At 34.1% G+C, this 19,152-nt stretch carries 15 protein-coding genes; 7 read left to right on the top strand and 8 right to left on the bottom strand.

Translation table 11 applies throughout. The features are described from left to right. Positions 1-46: 46 nt before the first annotated feature. On the top strand, positions 47-2,119 hold the full coding sequence (locus Dongsha4_RS05590; RefSeq protein ID WP_330204734.1) for a response regulator: 2,073 nt from the start codon (positions 47-49) through the stop codon (positions 2,117-2,119). Between the two features lie 78 nt (positions 2,120-2,197). Here Dongsha4_RS05590 and Dongsha4_RS05595 read toward each other — a convergent pair whose 3' ends face one another. Beyond that, complete coding sequence (locus Dongsha4_RS05595; RefSeq protein WP_330204735.1) at positions 2,198-3,646, bottom strand: glycosyl hydrolase family 57; 1,449 nt, start codon at positions 3,644-3,646, stop codon at positions 2,198-2,200. Between the two features lie 360 nt (positions 3,647-4,006). Between Dongsha4_RS05595 and Dongsha4_RS05600 the strand changes: the two genes are divergently transcribed. Further along, positions 4,007-4,600 (top strand): Npun_F5749 family FMN-dependent PPOX-type flavoprotein, encoded by a 594-nt coding sequence (locus Dongsha4_RS05600; protein ID WP_330204736.1) that lies wholly within the window; start codon positions 4,007-4,009, stop codon positions 4,598-4,600. Positions 4,601-4,644: 44 nt separating this feature from the next. Here Dongsha4_RS05600 and ispD read toward each other — a convergent pair whose 3' ends face one another. The 3 genes from ispD to Dongsha4_RS05615 form a co-directional block, all read right to left on the bottom strand. Beyond that, positions 4,645-5,331, bottom strand: coding sequence for a 2-C-methyl-D-erythritol 4-phosphate cytidylyltransferase (gene ispD, locus Dongsha4_RS05605; RefSeq protein ID WP_330204737.1), 687 nt, complete (start codon positions 5,329-5,331; stop codon positions 4,645-4,647). A gap of 255 nt (positions 5,332-5,586) precedes the next feature. After that, positions 5,587-6,066 (bottom strand): DM13 domain-containing protein, encoded by a 480-nt coding sequence (locus Dongsha4_RS05610; protein ID WP_330204738.1) that lies wholly within the window; start codon positions 6,064-6,066, stop codon positions 5,587-5,589. Between the two features lie 207 nt (positions 6,067-6,273). Next, positions 6,274-6,597, bottom strand: coding sequence for a phasin family protein (locus Dongsha4_RS05615; protein WP_015219300.1), 324 nt, complete (start codon positions 6,595-6,597; stop codon positions 6,274-6,276). Between the two features lie 191 nt (positions 6,598-6,788). Here Dongsha4_RS05615 and Dongsha4_RS05620 point away from each other — a divergent pair, with 191 nt between their 5' ends. Then, positions 6,789-7,769 carry an ABC transporter ATP-binding protein gene (locus tag Dongsha4_RS05620; protein ID WP_330204739.1) on the top strand — a complete coding sequence of 327 codons (981 nt, stop codon included), beginning with the start codon at positions 6,789-6,791 and terminating at the stop codon, positions 7,767-7,769. Positions 7,770-7,791: 22 nt separating this feature from the next. Here the strand turns inward: Dongsha4_RS05620 and Dongsha4_RS05625 are convergent, their stop codons facing one another. From Dongsha4_RS05625 to Dongsha4_RS05635, 3 genes are all read right to left on the bottom strand, one after another. Further along, positions 7,792-8,067 carry a hypothetical protein gene (locus tag Dongsha4_RS05625; protein ID WP_330204740.1) on the bottom strand — a complete coding sequence of 92 codons (276 nt, stop codon included), beginning with the start codon at positions 8,065-8,067 and terminating at the stop codon, positions 7,792-7,794. A gap of 76 nt (positions 8,068-8,143) precedes the next feature. Further along, the gene (gene tnpB / locus Dongsha4_RS05630) at positions 8,144-9,337 is read right to left on the bottom strand and encodes an IS200/IS605 family element RNA-guided endonuclease TnpB (RefSeq protein ID WP_330204741.1); all 1,194 of its coding nucleotides are present in this window, start codon (positions 9,335-9,337) and stop codon (positions 8,144-8,146) included. A gap of 155 nt (positions 9,338-9,492) precedes the next feature. Then, the gene (locus Dongsha4_RS05635; RefSeq protein WP_330204742.1) at positions 9,493-9,945 is read right to left on the bottom strand and encodes an SRPBCC family protein; all 453 of its coding nucleotides are present in this window, start codon (positions 9,943-9,945) and stop codon (positions 9,493-9,495) included. 369 nt (positions 9,946-10,314) lie between these two features. On the opposite strand from Dongsha4_RS05635, the gene Dongsha4_RS05640 reads away from it, so the two are divergent. From Dongsha4_RS05640 to Dongsha4_RS05655, 4 genes are all read left to right on the top strand, one after another. Then, positions 10,315-13,239: a DEAD/DEAH box helicase gene (locus Dongsha4_RS05640; protein WP_330204743.1), complete on the top strand. Its 2,925-nt coding sequence runs from the start codon at positions 10,315-10,317 to the stop codon at positions 13,237-13,239. Between the two features lie 556 nt (positions 13,240-13,795). Next, complete coding sequence (locus Dongsha4_RS05645) at positions 13,796-14,494, top strand: response regulator transcription factor (RefSeq protein ID WP_330204744.1); 699 nt, start codon at positions 13,796-13,798, stop codon at positions 14,492-14,494. Further along, on the top strand, positions 14,491-15,627 hold the full coding sequence (gene alr, locus Dongsha4_RS05650) for an alanine racemase (protein WP_330204745.1): 1,137 nt from the start codon (positions 14,491-14,493) through the stop codon (positions 15,625-15,627). The genes Dongsha4_RS05645 and alr overlap by 4 nt, the downstream gene beginning before the upstream one ends. Before the next feature lie 235 nt (positions 15,628-15,862). Beyond that, positions 15,863-16,513, top strand: a complete 651-nt coding sequence (locus tag Dongsha4_RS05655; protein WP_330204746.1) for a MotA/TolQ/ExbB proton channel family protein — start codon at positions 15,863-15,865, stop codon at positions 16,511-16,513. 215 nt (positions 16,514-16,728) lie between these two features. On the opposite strand, the gene Dongsha4_RS05660 is transcribed toward Dongsha4_RS05655, so the two are convergent. Continuing rightward, entirely contained in the window at positions 16,729-18,888 is a 2,160-nt protein-coding gene (locus Dongsha4_RS05660) for an EAL domain-containing protein (protein ID WP_330204747.1), read from the bottom strand. Positions 18,889-19,152: the final 264 nt, after the last annotated feature.

Consider the following 19,152-nt stretch of genomic DNA (forward strand, 5'->3'; position numbering starts at 1 on the left):
ACAAGTCGTGTAATGGATATTTTTTTCCCTTTGGTAATATATATATATGAAAAAAAACTTGCTTCGGGTTGAACGTTTATTAAAAGGGGTGGCAGATGCGACTAATTATCTGCTAACGATGGCGGATTATTCTGAGGGTATTAATGAGGCGTTGGCAACTCTGGGAGAAGCAACAGAAGTCGATCGCATCTATATTTTTTATATACATTCTCACCCTGATACTCAAAGTTCCGCTTGTAGTCAATTATGGGAGTGGGTAGCTGAAGGCATTGTTTCCCAAATGAATAACCCCGATTTATACAATTTTCCTTTTCAGGATATTCTTCCCCGTATATATGAAATACTCAGTCAGGGAGGTGCGATCGCAGGTAATGTGCGAGATTTTCCCGAAGAAGAAAAACAAATTCTTGAACCCCAAGGGATTATTTCTATCTTACTTGTACCGATTTTAATTAAAGAAAATTTTTGGGGATTTGTTGGCTTTGACGACTGCCATCAAGAACAAAATTGGCAGGAAATAGAAATTGCGACTTTAAGGGCGATCGCAGGTAGTATTGGAGGAATTATTGCCAGACATGAAGCCGAAGAACAATTACAACTTCTCAATCAGGATTTGGAAAGAAGAATTCATCATAGAACAAGAGAACTAATTGTTGCCAAAGAAGAAGCGGATAAAGCTAATCAGGCAAAAAGTGATTTTTTAGCAAACATGAGTCATGAATTGCGGACTCCTTTAAACGGCATTCTTGGTTATGCACAAATCCTTAATCGTTCTCCCTTTATCCCAGAAAAAGAGCGTAATGGTGTTGATATTATCTACCAATGTGGTACTCATTTATTGACTTTAATCAACGATATATTAGATTTAGCAAAAATTGAAGCCCAAAAATTTGAGTTAAATACCACAGTTATTCATCTTCCTTCTTTTCTTAAAGGAGTCGTTGATATTGTGCGAGTACGTTCAGACAAAAAAGGTCTTGATTTTATTTTCAATTATGATCCTTCTTTACCAGATGCGATCGTAGCTGATGAAAAACGTCTAAGACAAGTTTTAATTAATTTACTTAACAATGCCATTAAATTTACCGATGAAGGCGGAGTTACATTTAATGTATTAGTGAATAAAAAACTAGAACACATTGAAAACCCTAAACAAGAAGAAAATAATCCCCTCATTCAAGATAAAAGACAAAAAAATACAGATTGTCAGATTAAATTTGAGATAGCAGACACAGGTATAGGTATTGCAGAGGAAGATTTAATACAAATATTTCAAGCCTTTGAACAAGTAGGTAAAGATAAAAATCGCTATGCAGAAGGTACAGGATTAGGATTGGCAATTACTCAAAAAATCGTCCATTTGATGGATAGTAATATCAAGGTTAAAAGTAAACTAGGAGAAGGAAGTAGTTTTTCTTTCACTATTAATTGTCCTGTTTCTCAGAATTGGGGACAAGATTTATTCATTCAAGATAAAGCTCAAATCATTGGTTATCAAGAAAATACTTTTACTATTTTAGTAGTTGATGATCGTTGGGAAAATCGTTCAGTTTTGGTTAATTTACTTGAACCCATTGGCTTTAATATCAGAGAAGCTATCAATGGAGAAGAAGCATTGAATATTATTAAAAACCATAGCATCGATTTAATGATTACTGATATTGTTATGCCCGTGATGAATGGCTATGAGTTAATCAAAAAAATTAAACAAAATCCACAACTGCAAGAATTGAAAATAATTGTTTCCTCTGCCTCTGTATCTGATGCGGATAGACAAATGAGTCTCAATATTGGGGGAGATGATTTTTTACCTAAACCCGTAGATGCAGAAAAACTACTAGAATTATTAAGCAAACATTTAAAATTAACTTGGCAATATAGGTCTGTAAATCCTTCATCGGCTTCTACTGCCAAGGAAGTAATTATTCCCCCCGAAAAAGACTTGCAAACCCTGTTAACTCTTGCCCAAGATGGTTTACTTACAAAATTAGTAGAGATTGCAAAATCTATCAGTGAATCTGATTCTCGATATATACCCTTTACTAATAAAATTTTAACTTTAGCTAAAGCCTTTGAAATCGAGGAGATAGAATCTTTAATTCAAGGTTATCTTGCTTAAATTGCTCTGCTAAACCTAATACCTAACACCTTCCTAAACCCAATATTCTTATTGAATAACTGAGGTTAATTTAACTGTTTATTTACAAAACTCTTCCCCACGACGATATAATTCACGGGCATAATCAGTCCATGTACCCTGTCCCCAATAACGGAAACAACTGGTTTCTACTAACATGGTGTATAGTAACGCCTCTTGATAGTCGTGTCTTTGAGTTACGCTTGGATCTTCAGCAACAGCGCGATCGAATTTTTGATGGAACATTGCACTTAATTTATTCATGGGTTCTAAAACATTTTCATAGCCTTTAACCCAACTCAAATCATTAGTCCATGACGCACCATCCATGTGGAATTGATGATCATTTTCTTGCAGATGTGCGATCGCATTTTTGACAGATTCAGGGGAAATATCATCGCCAATAGCATTCCAGATTTTGTGTTGTCCAACGGGTTGACAGACGGGGAAATCTTCTTCTTTTACCCCTAAAGACTCTACTAATTCAATATATTCCGTGCCGTTTAAACCAACAACGCCTTCGCCGCTATCTTTAATTTGATACCACACAGGATGATAACCTCCGGGAAACTCATTCATCATGACTCCACCGTTTTCACCGTCAGCAATCTGGGAAACACAAGAAGGAACAGAAATATCACCAATATTTTGTTTGCCTCTACCCTTAGCTTCATAGAAAGGTTGCATTTGTGCTACTAACTTAGTGTCAGACCCTTGAGTTTTAATTAAAGCAATAATACTAACGCTTTCACCCCTAGAATTTTTCGCCACTAAGCGATTAGGTAAATATTTATCATCATGATATAAACCGCCTCCTTCTGGACGTTCTACAGAATGCTCCTGTACTAACAACCAACGATAACCACAATCTTTCAGGGCTTTAATATATTCATAAGCAGTGTCAGGATGATTCGGTAAGTGCATTTCTGGAGGAGAGAAACCCTTAACTCTTCTTAAAGCATCATCCCCGAAAATAGAAGCAAAATGATGTTGCCAAGCCAAAATTTGCAATTTAAGATCAGGAATAGGAGTAGAAGGTGCAACGGCGTGAGACCACATTGTCCCTAACCATTCTACATAACGATTATAGTGGGGATCACAAGTAATTTTTTTCAGGTTATCAATGATGTCATTACGATTCATTTGTTGAAACCCCCATAGCAAATTACCTGAGTAATCCAGCATAATTCTTGGACTGCAACCATTGCCCACTAATTCAGGGATAAAATCCCCCATGCGACTATAGCACCAAGCAAAAGTACCAGCGTTGTGATTATCTCCTTCTCCTTGATGCTCAAACATATGTTGTAAGTTACAAATCAGACTGCCATCATGACCTGCAGGAATAGTTGGTTGGTGCATATGTAAAGCACAGGCAAAAGCAGACTTAATTTGATGAGGATTGATATTGGAATGGGGTAAAAAAATAGGATCTTGATGATTGACTATAGATAATATCCTTGCTTCTGAACCGCAAATCGGTGGCATGAAAGTTGTTTGTGTAGGCATTTTTTCTCCTAATATTTTCTCTGAAGATGTCTAGGTACTTTGAGCGATAATTCTTTATCTTAATTACAACTAAAGTGATTGATTTCACCTTGATTTTAACTCAATTATTTCTGTTTATTTTTTCAAGTTTTGATAACTTTTTTGAATATTGTTAACTTTTTATTAAATTTTACAAAGATTTTCTAATTTATTCTTCTTGCCAAAGAGAAACCTAATCTTTTATAATTGCAAAGCAAGATTTAATTAATCATAATTTAGTTTCGTAATTTTTTCAAAAATAAAGACTAAAATTTAACTTTTTATTATCTTAATTAAACAAATTAAAAATAATCTAATTCAACGAATGGAAATAACGGCAAAATGGCGGGCAGCGTAGCTGTGCCTTCGGCATCGCATCTTCAAAAAGCACTACATAAGAATCGCTCACAAGTTTTTAGTAAATATATACAACTAGCAACCATCACAAAAGAAGGTTATCCCACCAATAGAACCGTTGTGTTCCGAGGTTTCCTAGAAAATAGTAATATTATACAAATCATTACTGACACTAGAAGTGAAAAATATAGCCATTTACAAACTAATCCCATAGCGGAAATTTGTTGGTATTTTGCTAAAACTAGAGAGCAGTTTAGAATTAGAGGAAAGATAGATTTAGTAATAGAAAATAATGATAATTTGACTTGGCAAAAAGCCCGTCAACACACATGGAATAATTTAAGTAAAAATGGAAAAGAACAATTTTATTGGGATACCCCCGGAGAGGAAAAAATAGAGACAGAAAAAGAAGAACAAATCCCTATCATTGATGAGAAAAACCCCCCCGAAAATTTTTGTTTATTGTTATTAAATCCTGACAAAGTTGATTACTTAGAATTGAGAGGTAATCCTCAAAATCGACATTTATATACTTTACAAGACAATAATCAATGGTTATATACTGCGGTTAATCCTTAAGTTGAGGGAAAAAGAAGTATATGAGCGTAGTGAACTCTCCGAACTCAAATTATTGCCCTTTGATTTAGTATAAATTCAGCAATAGTTAAATCTATGGGGGTTGTAACTTTTAAGTTGGTTTCTTCTCCTGAGACTATGCGCACAGGAAAACCACATTTTTCTAATAAAGCGGCATCATCAGTAACTTGCCATCCTAATTTTAAGCCGCGATCGTGACATTCTTTTAAGAGTTTAACATCAAAACCTTGGGGAGTTTGTGCCGCCCAAAGATTATCTCTGGTGGGAGTGTCAGTAATCAATAAATTTGAGTCAACTATTTTTATAGTATCTTTTACAGGGATAGCGGCAATTAAACCCTGACATTGTTGTAAAACTTCAGCACAACGATTAAATAAATCTGGAGTTGCTAAACATCTAGCACCATCATGAATTAAGACTTTTTCCGCTTTTTCTGGCAACGCTTGTAAACCGTTATAGACAGATTCTTGACGAGTATCCCCTCCCTTTATAAGTTGAATTGGTTTACAGGGTTTAATTTTGCTAATAATTTCTTCAAATATTGGAAAATCATAGGGTTGCCCCATAATACCTATCCATTCGATACTTTCTGCTTTGTCGGCAGAAATTAAAGTCCATGCAAGTAAAGGTTTTCCTTTTAACTCTAACAATAGTTTATTACGAGAACTCCCCATTCTTTTTCCCATTCCCGCCGCCGGAATTAATAAATACATTATTTTTATACTTTGTTTTTATTGTCTATGGAACAATAGTATATTTTATGGGAATCTCAGATGATCAGTCGATAGATTTTTAAAACTTTGTGATCATTAATGGTTGACAATAAGTATTTTAAATTCATGATTGATAACTAAAAGTTGACAAACCAAACCATATCATTTTATTTAGAATCGAAAAAACAAAAACAATTAAGGGAAGCCAAAAATCTGCCACCTGAAACCTCCCTCTTGCCCAACCACTGACCCTTATTAAGGAAGTGTAGCCGCCCCAAAGGTTGCATTGAATTGACGACACCAAATGGCTACGGATTTATAATTTTCTAAATTTATCTCAGAAGGAATTTTATAACGTTGTTTACCTTTAACTTTTTTGAGAGGTTCTAAAGTAACATAATCACCTTCTTTAATACTGTGTGTTGGTGCCTTGGTTGTACCGATTACATCTTTATTCTTGTGTAAAATGACGAAAAGATCGGGTCCTGAATCGGTTTTAAAATCTTCTCCAAATTCAATATATTCGTTTTCTCCTTCTTTTACAACAGATACACTACCACTGGTGGGATGTTCTCCAGAAACAAACATTGGCATTTTCATCCCTATTAATTGCCCAGAAGTCTCAATTTGACCCGATAATGGTTGTGTTGGTTTAATCATGGCACAAACATCTGGCAACATCACCGCCACAATTGCAGGAACAACTGAAAAGACAATAATCGCAGTACGTTTCATTTTTCTTACTCCCTTATTATGAAATTCTGCTTTTTCTGATCAAGAATATTTTTCCCCATGTTAGTAGTAATCTCACGAAATTTAACTAACTACGAGAAAATAATCAATTTTAATGCCCCTAAACAGTCAATGAATAAAATTACTCAGATTGTTTCAATTTTATAGTGCCTAGATAAATAAGTAATCAAATGTAAACTTACATAGCTACTAACGCCATAACTTATTCTCTAACTCTCTAACTTGACGCTCAAGGCGATCGATTCTTCCCCTTAATTCATCTACTTCCGACTGACGAGATACTCCTAAATCCTGTAAAACATTGCGAATTTGTCTTTCCATTTGGGCTTGTAAGTTGCCTTGATCTGACTGAATTTGTTTCATAATATCATCAACCATGTTTTTTGCTTGATCAGGGTTGATTTTTCCTTCTTTAACCCATTGTTCGCTTACTTCTTTAATTTTTTCAGCGGCTAGGGATGTAGTACCAACACCTATCATTAATATTTGTTTTAACCAATCGTTATTTTCCATAATTAAACGAAATATTTATTAGTATCTATTTTTATCATAAGCCAGTCTTGATTTAAAAAGGTAAGGTATTTTCACCACCTTAGCAATGAAAAGAATATCAAAATCAGGCGCAAATCTGATTATAATTAAATTGCATAACAGTTTCCCTTGGACTATTTTAATTATTTTTAATTATTGAGATAGAGATAACAATGATTGCTACTGCAAACCTATCGGACAATAATGACACACAAAACCTTGCTGTGGTTGAAACCTATAAGTTAAGCAAGGTATATGTAACAGGTTTTTGGATGAATAAAAAAGTACCTTCTCTCAATGATTGTACTCTCAAGGTTTATAAGGGAGAAACCTTTGGTTTATTAGGTCCTAATGGTGCGGGAAAGACGACTCTTTTAAAAACTCTTTTAGGGATTATTAGACCAACTTCTGGTAAAGCATTATTATTAGGTAAACCCCTTGGAGATAGACAGGTAAAGCAAAGATTAGGTTATCTCCCAGAAAATGCTTACTATTATGATTTTCTGACTGCGTGGGAATTTCTTAGTTTTATCGCCGATTTATTTAAAATTCCTAAATCACAACAAAAGCAGAAAATTTTACAATTATTGGATTTGGTAGGATTAGCCAAACAAACAGCCCAGAAAAAACAATTAAGACAGTATTCTAAAGGAATGATGCAAAGGGTAGGTATGGCTCAAGCCTTAATTAATGATCCTGAAATAGTCTTTTTTGATGAGCCAATGTCTGGTTTAGATCCTTTAGGACGTTATCAGGTTAGGCAAATTATACTCTCTTTAAAAGAACAGGGTAAAACTATTTTTTTCAATTCCCATGTTTTATCTGATGTGGAAAAAATATGCGATCGCATCGCCATCTTAGCAAGAGGGGAATTACTGAAAGTAGGTTCTTTAGACGAAATTTTAGGCACGAAAAAAAGCTATCATGTTGTCCTTAAACAAGGAGAAAATAACATCGACTGGAATCAATGGCTAACCCACATCAAACAGGAAAATAATTTTATATCGGGAGAATTAACAGGTAATCAACAAGAATTTATCCATTATGTTAAAAGTATTTCCGCCGAGTTAATATCCATGAATCTAAGCCGTGACTCCTTGGAAGAATATTTTATTCGTATCTTAGAAGAAAAAGGAATTACCTCTAGTCAATAAGAGAGAGAAATCCTAATTTTTCCTACTTATTTTCCATCTGCTTAAGTATTTCATCGCTCTTTTTATTATTGTATTTATTATTTTGTAAAATATCCTCATTAAAAGAACCAACTAGCACACTATTAATTGTGCTTCTGGTGTTGTAACTCCACTGGTTTAAAGGGGAAGGCAAAAATTTGTCTCCGTAAGCGATAAAAACAATAATATATACAGGGAAGAACTTGACTAATCGTATAGCCATTCCTCCTAGTAAACTGCCAAAACCATTGAAGAATTTGAGATTTAGACCAATTTTCATAATCATTATCTTGGACTGATGAAACGAATTTATATGTCTTCACCTAAGATAACAAAAATTTTGACAACTCCCACCGTTAACCTTGCGATGTAACGAGGGATTCTTCCTTCCCCGAACGATGCCTTACAAAAGCAGTACCTTTGCTCGGTCTTACTCTTTCTCCAGAAGCTGAAGCGATATGCCCTACCGCCAAAATTCGTAAACCTTCATCTCTGATATTTTTCGCCGCATTCACGTCCCTGTCATGTATTGTTCCACATTTAGGACATTGCCAACTACGAATATCCAAACTTAAGTTATCTACTTGATGTAAGCAGTGATTACAGGTTTTGGAACTAGGAAAGAATCTATCCACTTCGATGTAATATTTCCCTTCCCATTCTGCTTTATATTTCAGCATAGTGCAGAATTGCCCCCAACCACAATCACTAATTGATTTAGCTAACTTGTGGTTTCCTACGATGTTTTTTACCGCCAGATTCTCAACACATACGACTTGGTTTTCGTCCACTAATTTACGACTTAGTTTATGTAAAAAATCTTCTCTACATCTAGTTATTTTTTCATGTACTTTAGCAACTGCCTTTCTTGCTTTATTGCGGTTATTAGAACCTTTCTGTTTCTTAGCTAATCGTTTTTGTTTTTTAGCTAATTTCTGCTCGTATTTACGGTAATGATTAGGATTACCATATTTGCTACCATCACTGGTAATGGCAAAATCTTTTACTCCCAAATCAATACCCACTGCTTTACCTTCTGAGTTTTGCTCTGGTAAGTCTTGCCCATCATCATAGAGACAAGAAGCAAAATACTTCCCCGATGAAGTCATGGATACCGTAACCGATTTTAGTTTACCGACTGGCAAACGAGATACCTTACAGTAAACTTTTTTTAATTTAGGTAAAGTCAAGTAATCACCGTCAAGTTTAATTCCTTGTGGGAATCGAACTGATTGCTTATTGCCTTTTTTCTTGAATTTAGGAATTGAGCATCGTTTCTCAAAGAAATTTAGGAAAGCACTGCTTAAATCTAAAGCTACTTGCTGTAAAGTCTGAGATGGAGCTTCCGTTAGCCATTCATTCTCTTTCTTTAACTCAGGTAGTTTATTAATGATTTCATTACGACTTAACCCTTTACCTGTTGCTTTGTAAGTTTCATTAGTTAAATTTAAGCTATGGTTATAGAACCAACGACAGCAACCAAAAGTCTTAGCGAGTAAGAGTTTTTGCTCATCAGTAGGATAGATTCTATATTTGTATGCTTTTAACATTTAACTATTTAATTTACTTACCTGATTATCTTAACATATATCTTGGGGAATGGTAAGGAATTGCTGTCGCAATGCTTTATTTGTGGGCTCGCTTACATGAGGGGCTGTGGGTATTTTTTAGTTGAGAAATTAAACGGGAGTCTTACGCTCACATTTCAAGATAATTTACTTTTCTTTGTCTCGATATAATTTTTAAATCTTTCCAAGTCCGCCTTCAAAGTAGATTCTACTACTTGCCCCAGAAAAAGATTATCCATTAATTTGCCGATGATACCAGGTATAGCATAAGCCACCGTCAAACGAACAATACTATTATTAGAATGGCGATCATAAAAACGCACTGCCCCCCGATTAGGTAAACCATCAACGGATTCCCATTGAATAATTTGATTTTTCTCTAATTTAACGATGCGAGATAACCAACTAAATTCAAACCCACCACTAGCTAATCGCCAACGAGACAAGTCAGGATCATCAGCTAAAATATGAACAGAATCAATCCATTTCATCCATTGGGGCATCTGTTCCAAATCAGACCATAAACTCCAAACCAAGTCAATAGGGGCGTTTACTTCTATTTGTACACTATGTTCGAGCCAATTTGTCATCGAAAATTTTGATCACTTAGTTTTACCAGAATTACTCAATCATAACAATAACCAGTAATTGATCGGTAACTTAACCGAAAAAATCCGCTAGAATTATGAATTATCAGTTAACAATTAAGAATAAAGAATGAATAGTAATAGTCCGTAAAGGAATTATTTAATTACCGATTACTAATCATTAATTACTAATTAATTTTATCTGATCTGTTAATACCCTAACTGCCCATCACTAACCGCTCTTCTTGCTTTTCTCATACCCCAAATTTATTAATCATTATCTACTTTTACCTAAAAAGGCAGAGAGGGAAAAGTTATATTTATTGAAATTTTAAAATAATCACTTTATTTCTTCTTTTTATCAACTCTAATATGAACTCAATTAAACTCGATTTTAATACTATTTTCCCTTATCAATTGGATGAATTTCAACAGGAAGCTATTAGCTATTTAGACGAAAATAAGTCTGTTGTCGTCACTGCCCCTACGGGTTCAGGAAAAACCATGATAGGAGAATATGCGATTTATCGAGCTTTAACTAATGGTAAAAGAGTTTTTTATACGACTCCTTTAAAAGCCCTTTCTAATCAGAAATTTAGAGATTTTCAGGATAAATTTGGACAGACTTGGCTAGAAAATTCAGGAGTTTATGCAGAAATTGGTTTAATTACTGGGGATACGATTATTAATCCTAATGCACCAGTGGTTATTATGACCACAGAAATTTTCCGTAATATGCTTTACAGTACCCCCATTGGAGAGGTAGGGACTTCTGTGCAGGATGTGCAAACAGTAGTGTTGGATGAATGTCATTATATCAGTGATATGTCTAGGGGAACTGTATGGGAAGAATCAATTATTTACTGCCCTTCTCATATTCAATTAGTAGCATTGTCAGCAACTATTGGTAATCCTGAAGATTTATGTCGATGGATAAATAGTGTGCGTAAAGCGAATTTACAACAAGGAAAAATCAGTGAGTGTGTTTTAGTAAATTCTGATTTTCGTCCTGTACCTCTTAAGTTTTATTTTAGTCATAGTCGGGGTTTATTTCCTCTTTTCAGTGAAAAAAATTCTCAAAATCTTAAGTTAAATTCCCAATTAAAAAGGTTATTAGCTACTAATAAAAGAGGTAGATTTAGTCAAAGGGATTGTCCTAGTATTAAAACGATTGTGCAACAATTAAGTAATAATAATATGCTCCCGGCTATCTATATAATTTTTAGTCGTAGGGGTTGTGATCAAGCCGTAGAATCTCTTAGTTATCTAAATTTAGTTACAGTAGAAGAAAGTAGAAAAATATTGCTTTATTTGCTTTATTTTCTCATGATAGAAAATTTAGAACTACAGGCTAAGATTATTGAATTTGCTAAAAAAGAACATGAAATTGCTTATAACAAGATTATTGATTTTATTGCTAATGAAAAAGAAGCAGGGGAAGCATTAGTTGACTATTTAATTGATAAGCCAATTTTTAAGGAGCGTTTATTAAGATTTTTAGCAGAACATAGTGAGGTAGCTAGAACTAATCAAATAGAACCTTTAACAAGAGGGATTGCTTCTCATCATGCTGGAATTTTACCTGCTTGGAAGGAGTTAGTAGAAAGATTGTTTGAATTGGGATTAGTTAAAATTGTTTTTGCTACGGCAACTTTGGCGGCGGGTATTAATATGCCTGCGAGAACAACGGTTATTTCTGCTTTGAAAAAACGTAGTGATGATGGACACCGTTTATTAACTCCTTCTGAGTTCTTGCAAATTGCTGGGAGGGCTGGTAGAAGGGGCATGGATAAGGTGGGGTATGTGGTGACAGTTCAAACTCCTTTTGAGGGGGCTTTAGTGGCTTCTAAATTGGCAAAAGCAACTCCTGAACCTTTACGCAGTCAGTTTACTCCTAGTTACGGCATGGTTTTGAATTTATTGCAGAAACATTCGATTGAGGAAGCAAAGGAGTTATTAGAGCTTAGTTTTGCAGAGTATTTAGCGGAAATTCAGTTATCCCCCCAAGAAGATGCGATCGCATCTTACACTACAGAAATAACTAGATTAGACATAAGTTTAGCGGACTTTAATAGTAAAGAGATTACAGCTTATGAAAAATTAAAGGAAAGAAGAAAGCAAGAAAAAAAAGTACTCAAATTATTTGAGAGAAATTGGTTGCAACAAAAACAGAAATCGATTCTTCCCCAATTAGAAGATTTAGAAATTGGTAATATTCTTGATTTAAGTCGTCATCATAAGAAAAATGCCTATGAAACTCAAGGAGTTTTTGTTAACTATGTAGTTAATGGTAATCAAAGATTTTTGCTTTGTTTAGGGAAAGATAATAAATGGTATCTCGCTTCTTTCACTGATGTGGTGGATATTAACAGTGGTAGAATACCCCATTCTTTGATTGAAAAATTATATCTCCCAGAAACTCCGGAAATTAGGGCAGGGATGATTAATCCGGGTGATGAGGAATCTTTAACGGTTTCTCAATTAATTGCCGAATATGCCCAAGAAAGTGCACCCCCTAGCGAAGAAATTATTTATCAAATTCAACGTATCGAAGAAGTAGAAAATGCGATCGCATCTCATCCTTTAGATAAAATAGATAACATCAATCAAATTGTCAAAAACAATCGTAAGCGACAACAACTCAAACAAGAATTAAGCAGAATTCAAAGTCAATATCAACGCTATAAGGCAAATAGTTCCTATTATTGGCAAGAATTTCTTGCTTTAATCGAAATATTGAGAGAATTTGGAGCATTAGAAGGCTATCAACCCACAGCCTTGGGAATCGCCGCCGCTACTATTAGGGGAGAAAACGAATTATGGCTAGGATTAGCTTTAACATCCCATCGATTAGATTATTTGACACCTCATCACCTTGCAGGAGTCATCACCGCTCTAACCACAGAATCATTACGCTCTGATACATGGGTAAGTTATCAACCATCTCCAGAAGTATTAGACGCTTTAGGGGTTCAAAAAATAGACGATGTGAGTTATAGTCCAGAATCAGAATTATGGGAAATCCGTCGCAAATTGTATCAGGCACAAACAAGACGAGATATTTCTATGCCCGTGTGGTTAGAAAGAGATTTAATCGGATTAGCCGAAGCATGGTGTTTAGGGGCTAGTTGGGAAGAAATTTGCAACAATACAACCCTTGATGAAGGAGACATCGTTCGAGTTTTAAGGCGCACTGTGGATGTGTTAGTGCAGATACCTCAAGTGCCTAGCCTAGATTTTAGTTTAATTCAAACAGCGAAAGAAGCCGCAAAATCCATGAAACGTTTTCCCATATAATTTTGATTTCATTTTTGGATTGGGGTATTAGGGTATTAGGGTATTAGGGCAGGGCTGTTTAAAAGTAGAAATACAAAAACGCTAAAACTATTGCCAGTAAAAGAATATAGGGTTTTAGAGCTTTGAGGATTAAGAAGTAGTTAAAAATGTTGAGATTATCAATTTATAACCATAAACCATTAAAAACTATTGCAAGAGTGCCTATTCCCCAACTGAGTTCGATGAAAAAAGTATCGAAAAATAAAGCGCCCTCGAGTTATCATCGAGCCAATTTTGGAATAAAAAATTATTAAATTTAGGAAAAACTCATTTAAAATCAATTTATTCAGCTTTTTTGTCAATAATTATTACTTTTAACTCCGAACTCCGAACTCCGAACTCAGGTATTCCCTGTCTTAACCAGAAAATTTTAGAGTGAAACACCCCTGCTATTTAGAGGCGATAAAGGGGGGTTTGCCTCTTACGTTTTGACCATTGCCCTTTTATTTTCTTAATTGTTAATGGAAATCTCAGGTTATTATAGTTGTTAGTTTGTCTTTGGTTAGGGTTGAATTTTATGTCTGAAGTGGAAAAAATTTTGTTAGTAGATGATGAACCAGGAATAAGAGAGTCTGTACAAGCCTACTTAAGTTGTAATGATGATTGGGATGTGAAAGTAGCTAGTAATGCAAAAGAAGCGTGGGAAAAAATACAAGAGGATATTCCCGATTTAATTATTTCCGATATTATGATGCCTGAAGTTGACGGCTTACAGTTTCTTGCTCAGTTACGTCAAGATAGTCGTTATAGTAATGTGCCAGTAGTGTTTTTGACTGCCAAAGGTATGACAAGCGATCGCATCGAGGGATATACGGCGGGATGTGATGCTTATTTACCAAAACCTTTTGATCCTGATGAATTAGAAGCCATTGTGGCTAATTTACTGGCAAAAAGGAGAAATAGTAAAGAAAATGAAGGATCTAGCAATGTGCAGTTAGATGAGTTATTAAGAGATGTTAAGGATATTAAAGATCGCTTAGAAGGTAGTGGAAAATTTACAACGGTGGACTCTCCCATCAAAATTGATTTAACTCCCAGAGAGCAAAGTGTTTTAGACTTAGTAGCACAGGGATTAATGAATAAAGAAATAGCTAAAACCTTAGACACAAGTGTCCGTAATGTGGAAAAATATGTTAGTCGTTTGTTTAGTAAAACAGGTACAAATAGTCGTACTGAGTTAGTAAGATTTGCGTTGAAACAAGGATTGACCGAATGATTCCTCTACAACAACAACGGGCGTGGGTTAACATTAATCATCACAACTTAACCCACAATGTGAAGGTGTTAAAACAATGGCTAAATTCAGGCACAAAGCTCATGACAGTTATCAAAGCGGATGCCTATGGTCATGGTGCTGTTAAAGTCGCCCAAACAGTTATCAAAGCTGGAGTTGATGCAATTGCGATCGCAACTTTACTGGAGGGAATTGAGTTAAGACAAGCAGGAATAGAAGCACCGATTTTAATTTTAGGGGCAATTAACACCGCCGATGAAGTCAAAGAAATTGTTAAACATAATCTTGAAGCCACTTTATGCAGTCCACATCAAGCTCAGGTTTTCGCTGATACTTTGCAGAGTTTAAACCATGTTTTACCAGTGCATCTGAAATTAGACACAGGAATGTCAAGATTAGGTACTCATTGGCATAATGCGGTGGATTTTGTCAAATATGTACAGCAATTTCCTCAATTACAACTCAAAAGCGTTTATTCTCATCTTGCCACCGCCGATGAAGAAGATACAACGGTGATGAAACAACAACAATCTCGTTTTGAAGAAGCAGTTTCCGCCCTTAAAAGTGCCAATATTTCCATTCCCTGCCTACATTTAGCCAATTCTGCAGGAACTCTGTGCGATCCCAGTTTGCATTATGATTTAGTCAGAGTTGGATTAGCCTTATATGGATTATATCCTGCTCCCCATTTACGTCATATAGTGCCATTGAAACCAGTTTTAGAGGTGAAAGCCCGAATTACTCAAATTAAGACCATTCCTGCTCATACAGGAGTTAGCTACGGACATACTTTTAGATGCGATCGCCCCTTGAAAATTGCCGTTGTTGGAATCGGTTACGCTGATGGAATTCCCCGTCTATTATCCAACAAAATGAACGTGATTCTGCAAGGTAAACTAGCTCCTCAAATTGGTAATATTACCATGGATCAATTAATGATAGATGTTACAGCATTTCCTGATTTAGAAGTGGGGGAAATAGTCACATTACTAGGAGAAGAAGGAGAAATAGCCATAAGTGCCGATGATTGGGCAAACGCCATTGGTACAATTTCATGGGAAATTCTCTGTAGTTTCAAACACCGTCTTCCTCGCATCAATCTATATGAAACATAAAAGCTAGGTGAAAATAAAACCAAGATTGACTTCAGTTTAGAAAAAAATCTCTCCTCTCCTGTGGGAGAGAGGTTGGGGGTGAGGGCAAAACGTTTTGATACTGACTGACTTTAACAAAGTGCCACCATTAAAATACTTTTCAGCAAACCTTAATTATTAACTTACCCTTTAGGTGATAATTAATAATTGGTAAATTAAAAACATATATTGATTTTAAGATAAGGAATAAAAATAAATGACTTTAGCTGAATTAATCGATAAAGGTGGAGTTGCCATCTGGCCTTTATTATTTCTCTCGATTCTAGCTCTAGGAACAATTATAGAGCGTATTTGGTTTTGGTCAAAAGTCTTAATTAAAGAAGAGTTGATTCTTAACAGTATTATGGATGCGGCAATGACTAATTGGGGAAAAGCAGGGGAAATCGCCTCCCGTTATCGTAATCATCCTTTAGGTAAATTTTTAAATACCCCTCTACAGTTGGACAATCCTGATCCAGACGTATTTCATTTAGCCTTAGAAACAGGGGCAGATGATGAATTGGCTTTAATGCGTAAAGGAGACAAAATTTTAGAAGGTGTTATTGCCCTCGCTCCTTTATTAGGATTATTAGGTACTGTATTAGGTTTAATTCGCTCTCTAGGTTCAATTTCTGTCAGTGATTTGGGTACAGCTTCCACTACTGGGGTAACATTAGGTATTGGCGAATCTTTAATTTCCACTGCCATGGGGTTAATTGTAGCTATTATTAGTGTGGTTTTCTATCGCCTATTTCAGGCATTCTGGTTTAACCAAGTGCGTATTTTTCGCAAGGCGGGTAGTGATTTAGAAGTTATTTACCGTCAAAGATGGCATCAAACTCATCCTCATTCAGAGTTTATCAGTTAAAAATTAGGATTCGCTGAAACCGTTTTTTTGAGAAAAGTAGGTGTCAGATGTCAGGTGTCAGGTGTCAGGCTAAAAGTAATCAGTTTTAAGTAATTAATGTTGTGCAATTATTCAGTATGTTAAGTCAAAGTAGGTTTCAGGCTTCAAGCTGACAGATATTTTCATTTTAATCAAACATTTTTCTTTAATTCCAAACTCTAATTATTGATGATTATTTAATATTCTAAAATAGCCATAATTTCTTCAAAAGGTAACGCTTTAGTAAATAAGTATCCTTGGGCATACTGACAATCTAGCTCTAAAACAATAATCCACTGTATTTCATTTTCAATGCCTTCGACAATTACTTCCATATTAAGTCCTTTTGCCATAGTAGAAATTGCTGAAACAATAGCTTTGTCTTGATAGTTATCTTTGATGTTTTTGACAAAGTCTTGAGATATTTTTAAATAGTGAAAGGGAAATTTTTTAATACTTGTAAAAAGTGTATCCTGATGACCAAAATCATCTAATGCTATTTTTAAACCTAAAGATAATAGTTTTTTTAAAATTACTTTTCCCTCTGGGTTTTCTAACCAAATATTATCTCTAATTTCTATGATTAGATTGTGAGTGTAAGCTATATTATCTTCTATTATTTTAATAAATTTTTGACTATATTTTTGGTCTTCAATTAGTTTGCGAGAAATATTGATTGCAATGGGAATATCTCGAAAAATACTTTCAGAATATGAGCATTTTTTGGCAATAATATCTTCTATCATCCAGATAGTTATGTCATTAATAATCTTCTGGTTTTCGGCAATACTTAAAAATTCATCAGGGGATAATATTCCTCTGGTGGGATGTTGCCAACGTAATAAACTTTCTAATGCAATAATTTGATGTTCTCTGTTAACTATTGGTTGGTAATAGATAATAAATTCTTGATTCTGTAATGCCTTATTAAGGTGATTACTAAGTAGAGAAAAAACCTGATTATCAAAGTTAATTTTTGCACTGAAAAAAGCATAAGTATTTGAGCCTAGTTTTTTACTATTACTTAAGGCTTGATCTGCTTTTCTAATTAAATCTGATGAATTATCTGCATCATAAGGATAAACTGAAATACCAATATTAACTTTTAATTCTGTTTTAATATTTTGATTTTCAAAAGGGGTTTTTAAAGAATCTATTACCCTTTGCGAAATTAAACCAATTTGATTATTTTCTTGTATATTTGATAGTAAAATTATGAACTGATAATTTTTCCAATATGCGATCGTATCTCCTACCCTAAACAACTTACTTAATTTATCGGCACAATAAATATAAATATTCTGCTCTTTTTGAGGAGTTAATGTATCTTTTCCTAAATCTATTTGGTCAATATCAATCAACATAATAGCAAAATTTTGCTGTATTCTTTGATGTCTAGGAATACTTGTTTGTAGAGTTTTGATGAAAAATCTGTAGTTAGGAAGTTTTGTTTTTAAATCATAGTCAAGAAGTTTTTTAATACTCTCTTGTTGTTTTTTCCTGCTAGTTATATTTAGTAGATATGTTCTGATAATTTTTTGGTCTTTGATATAGTGAACATACTGCTCAAAGTATGTCTTATCAATTTTTATTTCTCTTTTAAATAAATCTGTTTCTAAATCTTCAGGAATAGCTAAAATGTCTTTAAAAATAAGATGATTTTTGTTTTCTTTTAGGAGGGTAGGAAAGTTAATTTTTGCGGAGTTATTAAGAAAGTTTATTTTACCTGTCGTGTCAATTTCAATAATTGGATACGGAGAAAGATTTACAATAGAAGCAAATTTTAAAAGTTGATCAATACCACTACTAATAGTTGAGTTTTTTATTATTTTTGTCTTTTCTTCATCATCATTAGCAACCGTATCTATCACTAAGTTTTTTTGTTCTAAGATAGTAGTTTTTTGCTTTTCAAATTTCCCCTCATGATCAATAAAATAATTAAAAATTACTTCAGAACCAATATTTATAATATCCCCATGTTTAAGTTTTGCTCTCGATACTTTTTTACTGTTAATAATCAAGCCATTATTACTTTGTTTACCTTCAATACTGCCGTCTATTATTTCATAATATATTTCGTGGGTTTCGGGGTGAGAGAACTTTTTTAAATGAGCATGATAGCGAGATACTTCTAGGGATGATAATTGAATATTATTTTTGTCACTTCTACCAATGGTAAGGACATTTTCTTCTAGGAGAAAGGTTTTGATTAATTTTTGAATAGACGTGCTTTCTTCTAGTATTAAATAATGATTAATTAAACTTTCGGAAATGTATTTATTGAGTTCTGCTAGTGTTTCCAATTCTATATCAGAAATTACTATTTTATTTTCATCGTTGTTAAAATTATCATTCATATATAAAAATATTAACTTAATATTATTTTCATAAAATATAGCAATCAGAAATCATTTGTAAGAAATTGTATAAGCATAAAAACACTCCACCTTATTTTTAATATGAATTACTAATGAGTCAATATTCAAAAAATATAACCATCAAACCCAAAGCTCACAATCATGAGAGTTGAAAATTGTTCAACCTCTAAAACCTGCTTTTACTCGATATTCTTGCTGAAAAACTGAGGTGAGGTTATATTGAACAATTTATTATAAAAAAAA

Origin of the sequence: Cyanobacterium sp. Dongsha4, from assembly GCF_036345015.1 — a bacterium.
In the GTDB taxonomy this organism is placed as follows: Bacteria; Cyanobacteriota; Cyanobacteriia; order Cyanobacteriales; family Cyanobacteriaceae; genus PCC-10605.

Excerpts from the sequence above, each read along its gene's own strand:
- Dongsha4_RS05590 (WP_330204734.1), top strand. The coding sequence starts at position 47 with ATGAAAAAAAACTTGCTTCGGGTTGAACGTTTATTAAAAGGGGTGGCA.
- Dongsha4_RS05595 (WP_330204735.1), bottom strand. The coding sequence starts at position 3,646 with ATGCCTACACAAACAACTTTCATGCCACCGATTTGCGGTTCAGAAGCA.
- Dongsha4_RS05600 (WP_330204736.1), top strand. The coding sequence starts at position 4,007 with ATGGCGGGCAGCGTAGCTGTGCCTTCGGCATCGCATCTTCAAAAAGCA.
- ispD (WP_330204737.1), bottom strand. The coding sequence starts at position 5,331 with ATGTATTTATTAATTCCGGCGGCGGGAATGGGAAAAAGAATGGGGAGT.
- Dongsha4_RS05610 (WP_330204738.1), bottom strand. The coding sequence starts at position 6,066 with ATGAAACGTACTGCGATTATTGTCTTTTCAGTTGTTCCTGCAATTGTG.
- Dongsha4_RS05615 (WP_015219300.1), bottom strand. The coding sequence starts at position 6,597 with ATGGAAAATAACGATTGGTTAAAACAAATATTAATGATAGGTGTTGGT.
- Dongsha4_RS05620 (WP_330204739.1), top strand. The coding sequence starts at position 6,789 with ATGATTGCTACTGCAAACCTATCGGACAATAATGACACACAAAACCTT.
- Dongsha4_RS05625 (WP_330204740.1), bottom strand. The coding sequence starts at position 8,067 with ATGAAAATTGGTCTAAATCTCAAATTCTTCAATGGTTTTGGCAGTTTA.
- tnpB (WP_330204741.1), bottom strand. The coding sequence starts at position 9,337 with ATGTTAAAAGCATACAAATATAGAATCTATCCTACTGATGAGCAAAAA.
- Dongsha4_RS05635 (WP_330204742.1), bottom strand. The coding sequence starts at position 9,945 with ATGACAAATTGGCTCGAACATAGTGTACAAATAGAAGTAAACGCCCCT.
- Dongsha4_RS05640 (WP_330204743.1), top strand. The coding sequence starts at position 10,315 with ATGAACTCAATTAAACTCGATTTTAATACTATTTTCCCTTATCAATTG.
- Dongsha4_RS05645 (WP_330204744.1), top strand. The coding sequence starts at position 13,796 with ATGTCTGAAGTGGAAAAAATTTTGTTAGTAGATGATGAACCAGGAATA.
- alr (WP_330204745.1), top strand. The coding sequence starts at position 14,491 with ATGATTCCTCTACAACAACAACGGGCGTGGGTTAACATTAATCATCAC.
- Dongsha4_RS05655 (WP_330204746.1), top strand. The coding sequence starts at position 15,863 with ATGACTTTAGCTGAATTAATCGATAAAGGTGGAGTTGCCATCTGGCCT.
- Dongsha4_RS05660 (WP_330204747.1), bottom strand. The coding sequence starts at position 18,888 with ATGAATGATAATTTTAACAACGATGAAAATAAAATAGTAATTTCTGAT.